Source organism: Streptomyces sp. NPDC059455 (genome assembly GCF_042750115.1).
Taxonomy (GTDB): domain Bacteria; phylum Actinomycetota; class Actinomycetes; order Streptomycetales; family Streptomycetaceae; genus Streptomyces; species Streptomyces endocoffeicus.
On record NZ_JBHYVB010000130.1, the window covers coordinates 1 to 14,989 of the forward strand.

15 protein-coding genes are annotated in these 14,989 nt (G+C 71.2%); 12 read left to right on the forward strand and 3 right to left on the reverse strand.

The features are described from left to right. Positions 1–626: 626 nt before the first annotated feature. The 11 genes from ACFXB5_RS35180 to ACFXB5_RS35230 all read left to right on the forward strand — a co-directional run bounded on the left by ACFXB5_RS35180 (position 627) and on the right by ACFXB5_RS35230 (position 11,931). Positions 627–1,658 (forward strand): hypothetical protein, encoded by a 1,032-nt coding sequence (locus tag ACFXB5_RS35180; protein WP_385215775.1) that lies wholly within the window; start codon positions 627–629, stop codon positions 1,656–1,658. A 31-nt stretch (positions 1,659–1,689) separates the two neighbouring features. Beyond that, entirely contained in the window at positions 1,690–2,961 is a 1,272-nt protein-coding gene (locus ACFXB5_RS35185) for an FAD-dependent oxidoreductase (protein WP_385215778.1), read from the forward strand. Positions 2,962–3,097: 136 nt separating this feature from the next. Beyond that, entirely contained in the window at positions 3,098–4,501 is a 1,404-nt protein-coding gene (locus ACFXB5_RS35190) for an MFS transporter (RefSeq protein ID WP_385215781.1), read from the forward strand. Between the two features lie 58 nt (positions 4,502–4,559). After that, positions 4,560–5,408, forward strand: coding sequence for an FAD binding domain-containing protein (locus ACFXB5_RS35195; protein WP_385215784.1), 849 nt, complete (start codon positions 4,560–4,562; stop codon positions 5,406–5,408). After that, positions 5,405–7,777 (forward strand): xanthine dehydrogenase family protein molybdopterin-binding subunit, encoded by a 2,373-nt coding sequence (locus ACFXB5_RS35200; RefSeq protein ID WP_385215787.1) that lies wholly within the window; start codon positions 5,405–5,407, stop codon positions 7,775–7,777. Before ACFXB5_RS35195 ends, ACFXB5_RS35200 begins: the two co-directional genes overlap by 4 nt. Further along, entirely contained in the window at positions 7,774–8,313 is a 540-nt protein-coding gene (locus ACFXB5_RS35205; protein ID WP_385215790.1) for a (2Fe-2S)-binding protein, read from the forward strand. Before ACFXB5_RS35200 ends, ACFXB5_RS35205 begins: the two co-directional genes overlap by 4 nt. Then, positions 8,304–8,945: an SRPBCC family protein gene (locus ACFXB5_RS35210; protein ID WP_385215793.1), complete on the forward strand. Its 642-nt coding sequence runs from the start codon at positions 8,304–8,306 to the stop codon at positions 8,943–8,945. The genes ACFXB5_RS35205 and ACFXB5_RS35210 overlap by 10 nt, the downstream gene beginning before the upstream one ends. Continuing rightward, complete coding sequence (locus ACFXB5_RS35215; RefSeq protein ID WP_385215795.1) at positions 8,942–9,649, forward strand: isochorismatase family protein; 708 nt, start codon at positions 8,942–8,944, stop codon at positions 9,647–9,649. Before ACFXB5_RS35210 ends, ACFXB5_RS35215 begins: the two co-directional genes overlap by 4 nt. Then, on the forward strand, positions 9,646–10,497 hold the full coding sequence (locus ACFXB5_RS35220; RefSeq protein ID WP_385215798.1) for an alpha/beta fold hydrolase: 852 nt from the start codon (positions 9,646–9,648) through the stop codon (positions 10,495–10,497). Before ACFXB5_RS35215 ends, ACFXB5_RS35220 begins: the two co-directional genes overlap by 4 nt. A 36-nt stretch (positions 10,498–10,533) precedes the next feature. Then, entirely contained in the window at positions 10,534–11,370 is an 837-nt protein-coding gene (locus tag ACFXB5_RS35225) for an Asp/Glu racemase (RefSeq protein ID WP_385215801.1), read from the forward strand. 81 nt (positions 11,371–11,451) lie between these two features. After that, entirely contained in the window at positions 11,452–11,931 is a 480-nt protein-coding gene (locus ACFXB5_RS35230; RefSeq protein WP_385215803.1) for a MarR family winged helix-turn-helix transcriptional regulator, read from the forward strand. Between the two features lie 69 nt (positions 11,932–12,000). Here the strand turns inward: ACFXB5_RS35230 and ACFXB5_RS35235 are convergent, their stop codons facing one another. Both ACFXB5_RS35235 and ACFXB5_RS35240 read right to left on the reverse strand, forming a co-directional pair. Then, positions 12,001–12,465, reverse strand: coding sequence for a hypothetical protein (locus tag ACFXB5_RS35235; RefSeq protein ID WP_385215805.1), 465 nt, complete (start codon positions 12,463–12,465; stop codon positions 12,001–12,003). Positions 12,466–12,683: 218 nt separating this feature from the next. Then, on the reverse strand, positions 12,684–13,721 hold the full coding sequence (locus ACFXB5_RS35240) for a helix-turn-helix transcriptional regulator (protein ID WP_385215808.1): 1,038 nt from the start codon (positions 13,719–13,721) through the stop codon (positions 12,684–12,686). Positions 13,722–13,807: 86 nt separating this feature from the next. Between ACFXB5_RS35240 and ACFXB5_RS35245 the strand changes: the two genes are divergently transcribed. After that, entirely contained in the window at positions 13,808–14,230 is a 423-nt protein-coding gene (locus tag ACFXB5_RS35245; RefSeq protein WP_385215809.1) for a DUF3224 domain-containing protein, read from the forward strand. Positions 14,231–14,236: 6 nt separating this feature from the next. On the opposite strand, the gene ung is transcribed toward ACFXB5_RS35245, so the two are convergent. Then, positions 14,237–14,917 carry a uracil-DNA glycosylase gene (ung, locus tag ACFXB5_RS35250; protein WP_137976633.1) on the reverse strand — a complete coding sequence of 227 codons (681 nt, stop codon included), beginning with the start codon at positions 14,915–14,917 and terminating at the stop codon, positions 14,237–14,239. Positions 14,918–14,989: the final 72 nt, after the last annotated feature.

Genomic DNA, 14,989 nt, shown 5'->3' on the forward strand with positions numbered 1-14,989 from the left:
CCTGTCGGGGCCACCCCCAACCCCACACTAACCCTCCCTGCCAAGTTGTGGCCGCCGCCAACTAGGGGCCGGGGGGCCCGACCCCCGCGGCCCTCGTGTGTTCCCGCAAGGGCACCGGGCAGGCTCGGTGACGCGACGGGGCCATACGCACCGCGACCACGGTTCGCCGAGCGATGCGGGGAATGGCCATCGGAGCCCTCCTTGGAGACGGCGCGCCGCTGAGAACCAGCCATCGCAAGGCAGCTCAGGGCACCCAATCCGGATGTGAACAGAAACCATCCGAGCACGTACGAACTCTCGGCGCAAGGCTTCGCGCCAGCCGCAATCATCTTTCGTTCATCTTCGTGAAGCCGGGAAAGACGGCCGACACCTGGGGAAAATACAAGGTCAGCAGGCATGTTCCGGCCGCTGGGGCCACCCCGGGAGGTGGACTGATCACAAAAAAGTTCGGCCGTACCCCTTGCCAGATCCAGATCGTACGCGTTCGGATTAATTGCGTCGGCGGCGCCCGTGAGCCCCGCGTCTCCCCATGAAGCCACCTGGCCGCATGGCTGGATCTATACCTCTACGTCTGCCCGGACCGTGCGATCGCCGTCTGCCACCTTCCCCCTCCCCAGGAGCGAGACATGCTCGACCTCACCTCCGTTGACCTGCTCGAGGCGTTCACTCAGGAGCTGAAGCTGTGCAAGCTCAAGCCCGATGAGCACGTCGTCGTCCTGTCCGAGCCCACCAGCCGCGGCGACTACGTGGCGGCCGCCTTCGGCGCGGCCAAGGCCTGCGGCGCGCACGTCATCGCCGCCACGGTCCCCGGCGGCAACCCGTCGCCCTCGGACAGCACCCGCACCGGTGCCGGACCCGGTCTGAGCGCGGTGCTCGGCGATACCGCCGCGCAGGACCTGCTCAAGGCCGCCGACCTCGTCGTGGACCTCACGCGGGAGGGCTTCATCCACGCCCCGCTCCAGCAGGAGATCATGCGGACGGGCACCCGCATCCTCTTCGTGTGCGACGCCCCCGACGTGCTCATCCGCAATCTGCCCAAGCCGGAGGACAAGGCGGAGGTGCTCAAGGGCGTCAACCTGCTGAAGAGCGCGTCCGTCATGCGGGTGAGCTCCGAGGCCGGCACCGACCTGACCATCGAACTGCCGGGCTCCAAGCCGGAGTTCCAGGTGGGCTTCGCCGACGACCCGGGCCGCTGGGACCACTGGCCGAGCACCATGGTCCTGTGCTGGCCGCGGTTCTCCGAGGGCCGGATCGTGCTCTCCGAGGGCGACATCCTGCTGCCGTTCAAGGAGTACGTACGTCAGCCGGTCACTCTGGAGATCGCGGGCGGGAACATCGAGAAGGTGTCCGGTGGCGCCGAGGCCCACCTGCTGAACACCTTCTTCGACGACGCGGACGACGAATGGGGACGCAGCCTGTCCCATATGGGCTGGGGTCTGATGCGCACCGCCGACTGGTTCGCCACCGCCCTGTACGGCAAGGAAGAGCTGATGGGCATGGACGCGCGGGCGTTCGCCGGGAACTTCCTGTGGTCCACCGGACCCCACCCCGTACTCGAGCGCGAATCGTATGCGCACGTCGACATCGCCATGCGCGGCTGCACCGTCTCCGTCGACGACCAGGACGTCGTCACCGCGGGCCGGCTCGTCGACTTCTGATCCCGCCGCCGCACCCGCATCTGGAGAGAACATGGCATCCACCCAATCCCTCGACGTCGTCATCGTCGGCGGCGGGCTCGGCGGAATGACCGCCGCGCTGTCGCTGCGCCAGCGCGGCCATCAGGTGACCGTGCTGGAGCAGGCACCGCGGTTCGGCGAGATCGGCGCGGGTATCCAAACGGCGCCCAACGCGAGCCGGGTCCTGCTCGGGCTGGGGCTGCGCAAGCAACTGGAGGCCATCCACACCGAGCCCCAGGACCAGGTGCGGCGCCGGTGGAAGGACGGCAGCATCATCGGGCTGACCCAGCTCGGTGACTACGTCAAGCAGCGCTACAACGCGCCGTACTGGCACTACCACCGGGCCGATCTGCACGGTGTCCTCACCGACGCCTGCGTCGAGCCGGCCGGCCCCGGCCCGGTGGTCGCACTGCACACCTCGAGCCGGGTCGGCGAACTGGACCGGAGCGACCCCCGTCGCCCCGTGGCCGTGACCGACGACGGCCGGCGCTTCGAAGCCGACGTGCTGATCGGCGCCGACGGCATCCGCTCCCGGGTCCGCGACCTCATGGGCCTCCCGGACACCCTGCTGTTCTCCGGCGAGATGGCCTTCCGGGCCCTCATCCCCGGCGACCTCATCGCCGCCGACCCGGCCACCCGCTTCTTGATGGACCGCTTCCAGAGCACCATCTGGTACGGCCCCGACCGGCACCTGGTCCACTACATGATCCGCGGCGGCGAGTACCTCAACGTCGTCGGCTGTGTCCCGTGCACGGACGAGGTCGCCGAGAAATGGACCGGCTCGGCCACCCCGGAGGACCTGGTGAACGCCTACGAGGGCTGGGATGACCGGGCGGCGGCGATGCTGTCCAAGGCCAAGGAGGACGTGCTCTCCTTCGCCCTCTACCACCGCCGGCGCGACCCGGTCTGGATGGACGGCCGGATGGCCCTCCTGGGCGACGCCTGCCACGCCATGCTGCCCTACCAGGCCCAGGGGGCCTCCCAGGCCATGGAGGACGCCGCCGTACTGGCCGAGGAACTGGGCCGTGTCAACGCCGACGACGTCGAGGGCGCACTTCGGCGCTACGTCGACCGGCGAGCCAAGCACGCCGGCATGGTCCAGGACGCCTCACTGCAGAACAAGACCTTCTACCACTATCCCGACGGCCCTCAGCAGGAGGCCAGGGACGCCCTGCTGCGGCGCGGCTTCGACGGCGAATCCGACGTCTCCTACCACTGGTTGTGGAGCGGCAGCCCGCTCGACGACCCGGACCTGGGCGCCTTCGACTACCGCTTCGCCCGCTGACCGGGCCCTCCCCTCCCCATTCCCCTCCCCAACCCCCCATCCCGCTCATCACTTGCCCCCCTCGGGGCCACTTCCCGCTCATCCACCTCGGTGTCGCCCCGCGCGGGCACATCCCCGAACACCCCGTGGAGCGACAGTGAAAACAGGCGACCGGATCGTCCAGGACCTCCCATGGAGATGGGGGGTCCAGGGCAGGATCTTCATCATCGGCGGCCTCGGCTACCTCTTCGACGCCTATGACATCGCACTCAACGGCTTCCTGATGCCGCTGCTGGGCGACCACTTCCACCTCTCCCTCTCCCAGCGAGGTCTGGTGGCCACCGCCAATCTGGTGGGCATGGCCGTGGGCGCGGTGATCTGGGGCGCGATCGCCGACCGCATCGGACGCAAGAAGTCCTTCAGCGTCACCTTGCTGGTCTTCGCGGTGTTCTCGGTGGCCGGTGCCCTGGCCCCGAACTACGGGATCTTCCTCGCCCTGCGCTTCATCGCCGGTGTCGGACTGGGCGGTTGTATCCCCGTCGACTACGCCCTGGTGGCGGAGTTCTCCCCGACGAAGTACCGCGGACGCGTACTGACCGCGCTGGACGCCTGGTGGCCGATCGGCGTGACCCTGTGCGGTCTGGTCTCGACGGCCATGCTGCCCCTCGAAGGCAACTGGCGGTGGATGCTCACCGTGATGAGCATTCCGGCGCTGCTGCTGTTCTGGGTGCGAAGGGGTGTGCCGGAGTCGCCCGTCTACCTCAGCAAGAAGGGCAGGGAAGCCGAGGCGCGGGCCGTCATCGACGATCTGGTCGCCCGCACCGGTGCGCCTGTCGAGCCGTATGTCATTCCCGCCCCGGTGCCCGAGGCCGGGGGGAACGGCCCCCGCGCCTCGCTCGAACAGCTGCGCGCGGTCTGGAGGTTCAGCCCGCGCATCACCTCCGCCGCCTGGCTGCTCTTCGCCACCGTCATGCTGGTGTACTACGCGGCCCTGAGCTGGCTGCCGTCCATTCTCAAGGAGGAGGGTCTCGGCGACACGGCCGCCTTCATGAGCACCACGCTGATGAGCGCGGTCGGCATCGTCGGCGTCCTGACCTCCACGGTGCTGGTGGACACGGTCGGCCGGAAGTGGCTCATAGGGGTCTCGGCCCCGATCGCCTCGCTCGCACTGGTGGTGTTCGCGCTGGTGATGCGCATGCCGACGGGTTCCGTCGTGGCCATCGCCGTCTTCGGCTTCCTGATGCAGCTGACCATCCCCGCCATGTACGCCTATGTCTCCGAGCTGTACCCGACCACGCTGCGGGCCAGCGGCTTCGGCTGGGCGTCCTCGTTCAGCCGGGTGCTCACCGGCTTCGCCCCGATGCTGTTCGGCTCGGTGATGTGGCCGCTGCTGGGGTTGCCGCTGACGTTCGGGGTACTGGCCGTGGCCGTCCTGGGGGCCGTCATCTGGACGGCGTTCGCGGCGCCCGAGACCAAGGGACGCGACCTCGACGAGGACGACCCGGCCGCGGTGCCCGCCCAGGCGTCCCCGGAGCCGGCCGTCGGTCAGCCGGTGCGCTGACGGGTAGCCCGCCCCGACCGGGCCGCCCGGGTCTGCCTTCGAAAACGACAGGAGAAACATGAAGCCCGCTCCCTTCCAGTACCACCGAGCGCGCGATGTCGAGGGCGCCACGGCACTCCTGGCCGAACTGTCCGACGAGGCCAAGGTCATCGCCGGCGGCCAGAGCCTGGTCGCGATGATGAACTTCCGGCTGGCCCGCCCGGGGCATCTGGTCGACATCGCCGGCCTGCGCGAACTCGACCATCTCGGGGTCGCGGCCGACGGCGGACTGCACATCGGGGCGCTCACCACCCATCACACGGTGGAGACCGCGCCCGCGGACCGGCTCGGGGCGGGTTTCGAGGTCATCCGCGATGCCATGCGGTGGATCGGCCATCTGCCGATCCGGACCCGCGGCACCGTGGGCGGCAGCATCGCGCACGGCGACGCGACCGCCGAGTGGTGTCTGCTGGCCGTGCTGCTCGACGCCGAGTTCGTGGCCCATAGCCCGCGCGGGCGGCGTCGCATCCCGGCCGGTGAGTTCTTCTTCGGCTACTACACCACCGCGCTGGACCCCGACGAGATCCTCGTGGAGATCGTCTTCCCCCGCCCCGCGCCGCACGCGGCGCTCACCGAGTTCGCCGAGCGTCGCGGGGACTTCGCCATCGTCTCCGCCGCGGTCGATCTGGCCACCGACGGCGAGGACATCCGCGGCGGCCGGGTGGCTCTGGGCGGTGTCGCCGCGATGCCGGTACGCGTGCCCGAGGCGGAGGCCGTGCTGGCGGCCGGCGGCTCGTTCCGGGACTGCGCGGAGGCGGCGGCCTCCGCCGTGGATCCGCCGAGCGACGGACACGGCAGCGGCGACTACCGCAAGCACCTCATCCGCAATCTGATCGAGCGAGCCTGTGAGGAGGCGATGTCACGATGACGTCCGCCAAGGACGACCGGCTGGTCGGCAGGTCGGTGGCGCGCCGCGAGGATCCCCGGCTGCTGTCCGGACGTGGCCGTTTCGTCGACGACATCGAGCTGCCCGGCATGCTGCACGCGCAGTTCGTCCGCTCCACGGTCGCTCATGGGACGATCACCGAGATCGATCTGACCCGGGTGCGTCAGGTCCCGGGCGTCGTCGCCGCGTTCACCGCCGCCGACCTGGAGCTGGGGGACATCACCGCCCAACTCGGCCGCCCGCTCTCGGAGTTCGTGCCGACCGCGATGCCCGTCCTCGCCCGCGACCGGGTCCGCTACGTCGGCGAGCCCGTCGCCGTGGTCGTCGCCCGCGACCCCTACCTCGCCGAGGACGGCCTGGAGGCCGCCAAGGTGACGTACGCGCCCCTGCCGCCCATCACCTGTGAGGAACAGGCCCTCGCCCCCGACGCTCCGCGGGTGCATGCGGAGGCCGCCGGGAACACCCTGGTCGACGTCGGCCTGTTCGCCACCGAGGGCATCGACGAGATCTTCGACCAGGCTCCCTGCGTGGTCCACGTCGATGTGCGAACCGGTCGGCAGAACGCCCTGCCGCTGGAGACGCGTGGCGCGGTGGCGCAGTGGGACGCCCGGGAGGAGCAGCTCGTCCTGCACACCTGCACCCAGACTCCGCATCAGGTGCGGACCGTGGCCTCCCGCTGCCTGCGACTGGACGAGCGCGCGGTGCGGGTGATCGTCCCGGACATGGGTGGCGGTTTCGGCCTCAAGTGCGTGGTCGGCCGCGAGGAGATCGCCACCGCGGCGGCCGCGCTGCGGCTCGGCCGGCCCGTCAAGTGGATCGAGGACCGCAAGGACGCCCTGTCCGCCTCGTTCCTCGCCCGGGAACAGCACTACGCCGCACGCGCCGCCTTCGACGCCGAGGGCCGGATCCTCGGCCTCGACGCGGATGTGGTGTGCGACATGGGCGCCTACTCCTGCTATCCGTTCACGGCCGGCATCGAGCCGCTGATGGCCTCCGCCGAGATGCCCGGCGTCTACAAGGTGCCCGCCTACCGGGTGCGCGGCCGGGCGATCACCACCAACAAGGCGCCCACCGCCCCCTACCGGGGCGTGAGCCGCCCGCAGTACGTCATGGCCATGGAGCGGCTCATGGAGCGCGCCGCCCGCGAACTGCGCCTGGACCCGGTGGAGATCCGGCGCCGCAACGTCATCACCGACTTCCCGTACACCGGCGTCAACAACATCACCTACGACCCCGGCTCATATCTGGAATCCCTCGACCTGTGCGAGCGGGCGCTGCGCGAGGCGGGCTGGTACGACCGGCAGGCCGCGGCCACGGCCGAGGGCCGGCACATCGGGATCGGCTACAGCTGCTTCAGCGAGCGCACCGGCTACGGCTCCGCCGCCTTCGCCCAGCGCAAGATGGAGGTCGTGCCCGGGTTCGACCTCGCCGAGGTCCGGATGGACACCAGCGGCGCGGTCACCGCCACCACCGGCACCATCAGCCACGGGCAGAGCCATGAGACGACCATGGCGCAGATCGTCGCCGATGCGCTCGGCCTCGACATCGCCAAGGTCAAACTGCACCAGGGCGACACCGACCGCATCACCTACGGCTGGGGCACCTTCGCCAGCCGCTCGATCGCGATCGGCGGCAGTGCCGTACGGATGGCGGCGGGCAAGCTCGGCGAGAAGCTCCGCGCCATCGCCGCCGCCGAGTGGGACATCCCCCCGGAGGAGACCGAACTGGACCGGGGCCGGGTCCGCCGGCGCGACGACCCGGATGTCGCACTCACCTACGAGCACCTGGCCGACATCGCCTATCTCAAGTCGCATCTGCTGCCCAAGGACATCGACCCGGGCCTCACCGCCACCGCCGTCTTCGACGTCCACAACGACGGCACCTTCTCCAACGCCACCCACGGGGTGGTGGTGGAACTGCACGAGGGCACCGGGCAGGTGGAGATCCTCGCCTACTTCTGCGTCGAGGACTGCGGTGTCGCCGTCAATCCGCAGGTGGTGGAGGGGCAGTGCCGGGGCGGCATCGCACAGGGCATCTCGGGGGCGCTCTTCGAGCAGATCACCTACGACGCCCAGGGCGAGCCGTCGGCCACCAGCTTCATGGACTACAAGGTGCCCACCGCCCATGAGATCCCGGAGGTGGTGATCCACCATCTGGAGACCCCGTGCGCCTTCACCGCGACGGGAGCCAAGGGCGCCGGCGAGGGCGGCACCATCGGGGCCCCCGCCGCCGTACTCAACGCCGTCAACGACGCACTGCGGCCCACCGGCGTCGAACTGGACAACACGCCCATCACACCGGAGACGGTCCACCGTGCCCTGACCCCCCGCACACCGGAGCAGACACCATGAACGACACCACCGGCCTGGGCGACGACGTCCAGCTCATCACGCTCGACGTCAACGGCACGTCATACGAGGTGATCACGGCCCCGCGCCGCACCCTGGTGGACGTGCTCCGCCACGATCTGCGGCTGACCGGCACCCACGTCGGCTGCGAGCACGGGATCTGCGGCGCCTGCACCGTGCTCGTCGACGGGCTCCCGGTCCGGGCCTGTCTGATGTTCGCCGCCCAGGCGGAGGGAGCGCGGATCACCACCGTGGAATCCCTCGCCGACTCCGGCACCGGGGAGCTCAGCGATCTCCAGCGGGCCTTCACCACCCACCACGGCCTGCAGTGCGGCTTCTGCACCCCCGGCTTTCTGATGCTGGCCCAGGGGTTCCTCGCGGAGCGGCCGGAGGCGACCAAGGAGGACATCCGGGAGGTCGTCGCCGCGAACCTGTGCCGGTGCACCGGCTACCAGACCATCGTCGAGGCGATCGACGCCTGTGCGACCGCCCGGCGCTCGCAGCGGGCCATGGGCGCCGAGGAGGACTCATGCAACTGATCAATACCGTTTCCGTCCAAGCCGAGCCCGACGCGGTGTTCGCCCTGCTCGGCGACGTCCGACAAGTGGCGTCCTGTATGCCCGGCGCCGCTCTCGAAGGCCGTGACGGCGATGCCTGGCGCGGCGCGGTCAAGATCAAGGTGGGTCCGATCTCGGCCGCCTATGCCGGCACCGTGCGCTTCCTGGAGGTCGACGCCGAAAAACGGAGGCTGCGTGTCCACGCCAGCGGCGCCGACACCCACGGCAGCGGCGACGCCGAGGCCGAGATCTCCCTGGAGGTCGTCCCGGCCGAGGGCGGCGCCCAGCTGAACCTCTCCACCGACCTGGTGATCCGGGGCAAGATCGCCCAGTTCGGCAAGGGGGCCATCGGGGCCGTGTCCGACAAGATCCTCCAGCAGTTCGCCCAGAACCTCGGCAACCTTCTCCTGCAGCAGGGCGGCGCGGAAGCGTCCCCCGCCTCCGGCGCGGCGCCCGCCGCGTCCACTCCCGCGGTCGGCGTGCCCGCCGAGGCGCCCGGTGAGCTCAACGGAATGGTGCTGATCGCGGGCCCGCTGCTGAAGAAGTACGGCCCGGTCGCGGCCGCGTTCCTGGTCGGGTTCGTGCCGGGCTGGCTGCTGGGGAGGCGTCGGTGAGCGGCGGACTGTACGGCCTCACCACCAACCGCACCTACGAGCGGGCCGGCTTCGGTGCCGCGGTGCGGCGCGGCAGCCGTCCGGCGATCGTCGTGGTGGACCTGACCCGGGGTTTCACCGAGGACTCGTATCCCTCGGGTGCCGACCTCTCCGAGGTCGTGGCCGCCACCACGCGCCTGATCGACGCGGCCCGGCCGGTGGAGGTTCCGGTGATCTTCACCGCGATCGCCTACACCGAGGCCGAGGCGTCCGGTGACGCGGTCGCCTGGCTGCGCAAGGCTCCCGGCCTGCGCACCTTGGTCGAGGGCAGTGATGCCGTGGCCATCGACCCTCGGCTGCCCATGCGGCCGGGACACGATCAGCTGGTGGTGAAGAAGGGGGCCTCGGCCTTCTTCGGCACGAGCCTCGCCGCGACCCTGACCGGTCTGGACCGCGACACCGTCGTGGTGTGCGGCGCCACCACGAGCGGCTGTGTGCGGGCCACCGTGGTCGACGCCGTCCAGTCGGGCTTCCCGGTGCTGGTGCCCCGTGCCTGCGTGGGCGACCGGGCCGAGGGGCCGGCGGACGCGGCGCTCTTCGACATCCAGGCCAAGTACGGCGACGTCGTCACCCTCGAGGACGCCGTCGGCTACATCGCCTCCGTTCCCGCCCCGGCGGCCCCTCGAACGAGCCGGCGTTCCCACCGACGAGGAGACAGCACATGACACGGCGTTCGGTCCTGCAGAGCGCGCTCGCCGATCTGGCCGATGTGCCGGCCACGAGCCGGTGGGCGCGCTCCGGAGAGGTACGGCTGCACGCCCTCGACTACGGCGGCGACCGGCCGGCGCTGGTCGTCCTGCCCGGTATCACCAGTCCCGCGGTCACCATGGACTTCGTGGCACGCGAACTGACCGACCTGGTCAGGCCGGTGGTGCTGGACGTACGCGGCCGGGGTCTCTCGGACGAGGGCGACGGCTACGGGCTGGAGGAGTACGCCGAGGACACCGAAGCCCTCATCACCCACCTCGGCCTCGACCGTCCGCTGCTCCTCGGTCACTCCATGGGCGCGCGGATCGCGGCGGCCGTAGCGGTGCGGGCCAAGGTGCCCCTGCGCGGCACCGTGCTGGCCGACCCGCCGATGAGCGGCCCGGATCGCGGACCGTACCCCACCGCCCGGGAGGTGTTCCTGCGGCAGCTCTCCGAAGCCCGGCGCGGAACGGACGCCGACGAGGTAGCCGCCTCCTGGCCCACCTGGCCGCGGCGGGAACAGGAACTGCGGGCCCGCTGGCTGTCCAGCTGCGCCGAGGAGGCCATCGTGGCCACGCACCACGGCTTCGAGCACGAGGACTTCTTCGACTGGTGGCCCCGGGTGCCCGGACCGGCCCACCTGCTCTACGGGGCCGGCAGTCCCGTCGTGACGGCGGAAGGGGCGCGGGAGGCCGCCGAGAGCAATCCGCCGGTACCACTGCACCAGATCCCCGGCGCCGGCCACATGATCTTCTGGGACGCCCCGGCCATCGCCACCGCGACGCTCCGCGACGCGCTCCGGACCATCCTCTCCCCGGCCGCCTGACCGGTGCCCACTGCCCCGTTTCGGAGGACCAACCCCATGGCAGACCATCACATCGGGCTGATCGTGCCCAGCTCCAACCTGACGATGGAGACCGAGCTTCCCCGGATGCTCAACGCGCGGGAGTCCATCGCGCCCGACGACCGCTTCGTCTTCCACAGCAGCCGCATGCGGATGAAGCACGTCACCCCGGACGAGCTGCGCGATATGAACGCGCAGACCGAGCGGGCCGCCCTCGAACTGGCCGACGCGCGGCCCGATGTCGTCGCCACCGCCTGCCTGGTCGCCATCATGGCGCAGGGGCCGGGTCACCACTGTGCGGCGGAGGCCGACATCGCCTCCGCGCTGCGGGCCGAGGGCTCCCGGGCTCCCGTGGTCTCCAGCGCCGGCGCCCTGCTCAGCGGCGTCGAGGCGCTCGGCGCCCGCCGGGTCGCGATCATCACGCCGTATATGAAGGAGCTCACCGCCAAGGTGGTCGACTACATCGAGGACGCCGGGATCGAGGTGGTCGACGCGCTCAGCCTCGAAGTCCCGGACAACCTGGCGGTGGCCCGCCTGGACCCCGCCGATCTCCGTGACCACTGGCGCCGCCTGAACCTGGGCCGGGCCGACGCGCTGGTGCTGTCGGCCTGCGTGCAGATGCCGTCGCTGGCGTCGATCCAGCCCGTCGAGGACGAGGCGGGGCTGCCCGTGCTGTCGGCGGCCACCTCCACCGCGTTCCGCATCCTGACGGAGCTCGGGCTGCCGCCCGTCGTGCCCGGCGCCGGGAGCCTGCTCGGCGGCCCGGTCTCCCGCGCTGCCGGAAGCGGCGCCGGAACGATGGCCGGTAGCGGCGCCGGCGGTACGGGGCCGGTCCACCTCGGTACCGGTCGGTGAGGCCACGGCCGGTGCCGGAGGGTGCACCGGCGCCCGCCCCGCTGTCCCTCGGCGTCAACCGTGCGTGCTTAAGTAGGTTCTATGACTGATCCCACCCCGCCCGCCCAAACCGGGCCGGAGGCCCCCACTGCCCTGACAGCCGCGCCCGGCTATCAGGTCCGCCGTCTCTACCAGGCGTATCTCGCCGTGTGGGCACGGGAGGTGGACCCAGTCCTCACCGGCCCTCAGTTCGCGGTGCTGCAGACCGTGGAGGCCCATCCCGGCCAGGACCAGCGTTCCATGGCCGCCGCCGTCGCCCTGGACACCTCCACCATGGCCGATGTGGCCCGCCGGCTGGAGAACCGCGGTCTGCTCGCCCGGAAGACCGCGGCCGCCGACGGCCGTCGCAAACTGCTCTACCTGACCGACGCGGGCAAAGAGGCCCTTCAGCAGGCGAACCACCGGGCGCGCAGGCTCGACAAGATCCTCCTGGAGTCCTTCGACGAGGCGGAGCGCGAACGGTTCGTCGTCAAGCTGAAGGCGCTCGCCGACAGCTGGGAGGAGCTGGCGGAGGCGGCCTAGCCGTCCACCGCACCTGGGCACCCGGCCCACCCCCGCTACCCGACGAGGGTCTGCCGGGCGCCGGACCTTTCAGTCCTCGACGGCGCCCTCCAGGACCAGCGTCAGCCGCAGGATGGCCGCCCGCACCCCGTCGCCGTACGGATCCTCGCCGAGCGCGCCGGCGGCCTCGCGCGCCAGCGCCAGCTGCCCCCGGGCCGCCTCCACCTGGCCCAGCTTCAGATGGCCCGCGGCCACATTGAGGTGGAGGGAGGGCAGGAACGCCCTCGGCGCCAGGGCCCCGGTGAGTCCGTCGGCGGCGGCGAGCGCCCGCAGGTCCCAGATCAGCTCGTCGAGCGGATCGTCCTGGGTGTCGGCCAGATAGTGGGCGAGGGCGCAGCGGTGGAACGGGGCGCCGTCCCGCTCGATCTCCCGCCACAGCGCGGCGAGGCGATTGCGCGCCTCCTCCCGGTCGCCGCCCCGGTGCAGCATGACCGCCTGCCCGATCCGGGTCAGTACGGCATCGCCCTCCGGCGCCTGCCGCCGCGCTTCCGCCATCGCCGCCTCCCGTCTTTCGGACGACGCCAGGGTCTGTCGTCAAAGGGGGCACTCTGCTCCCGACGCCTGGCACAGCCGCTCGCCGCGTTGTCGCATCACCCGAGTACGCCCAGTACGAGGGCGACGCTCCGCCTTGCGATCGACCGCACCAGACTCCCCCAGCTACCGCTGGGAGGTGCCCCCTGCTCACGGGCGGGCGCCCCCTTTGACGACAGACCCTAGCCGCTCGCGCCCGCGCCGCTCGGCGTGTCGTGGCGCGGCGGGGCCTTAGGGGTGTCGTCGGGCGCGCCGTAGCGGCGGGCCAGTTCGGCGACGGCGCTGGCGACGGCCGACCGCAGCTCGGGCGGGCCCAGCACCTCGGCGTCGGTGCCCAGGCGCAGCATGTCGTGGACCGCGACCGGCAGCGACTCCACGGGGAGGACGACACGCCGTCGCCCCTCGTCGTCGGGCGGGCCCGCCGCGGCCACCGCCTCCGCGCCCACCGCCCCGAACTGCATCGGGAGCAGCTTCACCCCGCGCTCGGAGAGCAGGAGCTCGGCCTCGCCCTGGAAGCGCAGGGACTCCAGCCGGCGGGACGACTCCGCCCAGGAAGCGGCGAGGTCGAATCCGGCGGGCCGCTCGAAGACCTCCTCCAGCACCTCGGCGTCGAGGATCCGCGACACCCGGTAGCTGCGCACGGAATCCTCGACCCTCGCCACCAGGTACCAGATGCCGCCCTTGAGGACGAGGCCCAGCGGGCACAGCTCGCGCCGCACCTCGCCGCGCCAGCGGCGGTAGCGCACCCGCAGGACGCGCCGCTCCCATACGGCCCCGGCGGCCGCCGCCAGATGGGGCACCGGCTCGGCGTCCCGGAACCAGCCCGGCGCGTCGAGGTGGAAGCGCTCCTGGATCCGCCGGGACCGCTCCCCCAGCTCGGCCGGGAGCGCCGCCCGCAGCTTGAGCTGGGCCGTGGTGAGGTCGGCGCCCAGGCCCAGTTCGGCGGCCGGGCCCGGCATCCCGGCGAGGAAGAGCGAGTCGGCCTCGTCGCCGGTGAGCCCGGTCAGCCGGGTGCGGTAGCCGTCGAGCAGCCGAAAGCCCCCGGCCGGGCCCCGGTCGGCGTAGACCGGCACCCCGGAGGCGCCCAGCGCCTCCACATCGCGGTAGACGGTGCGCACCGAGACCTCCAGCTCGGCGGCGAGCTCGGGCGCGGTCATCCGGCCCCGGTTCTGCAGCAGCAGGAGCAGTGAGAGAAGGCGGTCGGCGCGCATGCGGTCCATTGTGGCGGCCTTACCTTAAATAAGATGTCAGGTACGGCGGCCAAAGTGGCGTCCGCAGCCGATCCCGGCCCCCGAAAGGACCCACCATGACCACGCACACCACCGGCCACTTCACCTACGCCGACTGGCAGGAGACGGCCCTCGAGGAGACCGAGGGCACCGAGGGCGCCGAAGGCGGTGCCAAGCTGGCCCGCGCCGTGGTCACCAACGCCTTCTCGGGCGGTATCGAGGCACCGCGGACCAGCTGCCAGTACGCCATCACCTATCTGCCCGACAAGACCGGCGTCTGCTGCGGCTACGAGCTGCTGACCGGCACCCTCGACGGACGCGCGGGCAGCTTCGTCGTGGTGCAGCACGCCAGCTGGGGCGAGGACGCGACCGTCCGCTGCGCCTTCGAGGTGGTGCCCGGATCCGGCACCGGCGAGCTGACCGGGCTCACCGGATCGGGCACCTTCTCCGCCGTCCAGGGGGAGTCCGAGATCCCCTACGGCTTCGACTACACGCTCTAGCCCCGGTCAGGCGCCGAGGTCCGGGATCCGCCAGTCGATCGGGGTGTGGCCCTGGGCCTTGACCGCCTCGTCGATCTGGGTGAAGGGGCGCGACCCGAAGAACTTCTTCGCGGACAGCGGGGACGGGTGCGCCCCCTTCACCACCGCGTGCCGCGACGCGTCGATCAGCGGCAGCTTCTTCTGGGCGTAGTTTCCCCAGAGCACGAAGACGGCCGGATCGGGGCGCGAGGCCACCGCGCGGATCACCGCGTCGGTGAACTTCTCCCACCCCTTGCTCTTGTGGGAGTTGGCCTCGCCGCCCCGGACCGTCAGCACCGCGTTGAGCAGCAGCACACCCTGCTCGGCCCAGGGCATCAGATAGCCGTTGTCGGGCACCGGGTGGCCGAGCTCCTCCTTCATCTCCTTGAAGATGTTCCGCAGCGACGGCGGGGTTTTGACGCCCGGCCGCACCGAGAAGCACAGACCGTGGCCCTGGCCCTCGCCGTGGTACGGGTCCTGCCCGAGGACGAGCACCTTCACCTGGTCGAACGGCGTGGCCTCCAGGGCGGCGAACACCTCCTCGCGCGGCGGGTACACCGGCCCCTTGGCCCGCTCCTCCTCGACGAACTCGGTGAGCTCCTTGAAATAGGGCTTCTCCAGCTCCTCGCCGAGGACCCCGCGCCAGGACTCGGGCAGCACATAGGGCACGTCTTCAACCTCCGGTCGGTGTTTCCGTCTTACGGACACAGAACCTACCGGCGGCCACTGACAACGCCTCAC

Coding starts and splice junctions, on each gene's coding strand:
- ACFXB5_RS35180 (WP_385215775.1), top strand. CDS start 627: ATGCTCGACCTCACCTCCGTTGACCTGCTCGAGGCGTTCACTCAGGAG.
- ACFXB5_RS35185 (WP_385215778.1), top strand. CDS start 1,690: ATGGCATCCACCCAATCCCTCGACGTCGTCATCGTCGGCGGCGGGCTC.
- ACFXB5_RS35195 (WP_385215784.1), top strand. CDS start 4,560: ATGAAGCCCGCTCCCTTCCAGTACCACCGAGCGCGCGATGTCGAGGGC.
- ACFXB5_RS35200 (WP_385215787.1), top strand. CDS start 5,405: ATGACGTCCGCCAAGGACGACCGGCTGGTCGGCAGGTCGGTGGCGCGC.
- ACFXB5_RS35205 (WP_385215790.1), top strand. CDS start 7,774: ATGAACGACACCACCGGCCTGGGCGACGACGTCCAGCTCATCACGCTC.
- ACFXB5_RS35210 (WP_385215793.1), top strand. CDS start 8,304: ATGCAACTGATCAATACCGTTTCCGTCCAAGCCGAGCCCGACGCGGTG.
- ACFXB5_RS35220 (WP_385215798.1), top strand. CDS start 9,646: ATGACACGGCGTTCGGTCCTGCAGAGCGCGCTCGCCGATCTGGCCGAT.
- ACFXB5_RS35225 (WP_385215801.1), top strand. CDS start 10,534: ATGGCAGACCATCACATCGGGCTGATCGTGCCCAGCTCCAACCTGACG.
- ACFXB5_RS35230 (WP_385215803.1), top strand. CDS start 11,452: ATGACTGATCCCACCCCGCCCGCCCAAACCGGGCCGGAGGCCCCCACT.
- ACFXB5_RS35235 (WP_385215805.1), bottom strand. CDS start 12,465: ATGGCGGAAGCGCGGCGGCAGGCGCCGGAGGGCGATGCCGTACTGACC.
- ACFXB5_RS35240 (WP_385215808.1), bottom strand. CDS start 13,721: ATGGACCGCATGCGCGCCGACCGCCTTCTCTCACTGCTCCTGCTGCTG.
- ACFXB5_RS35245 (WP_385215809.1), top strand. CDS start 13,808: ATGACCACGCACACCACCGGCCACTTCACCTACGCCGACTGGCAGGAG.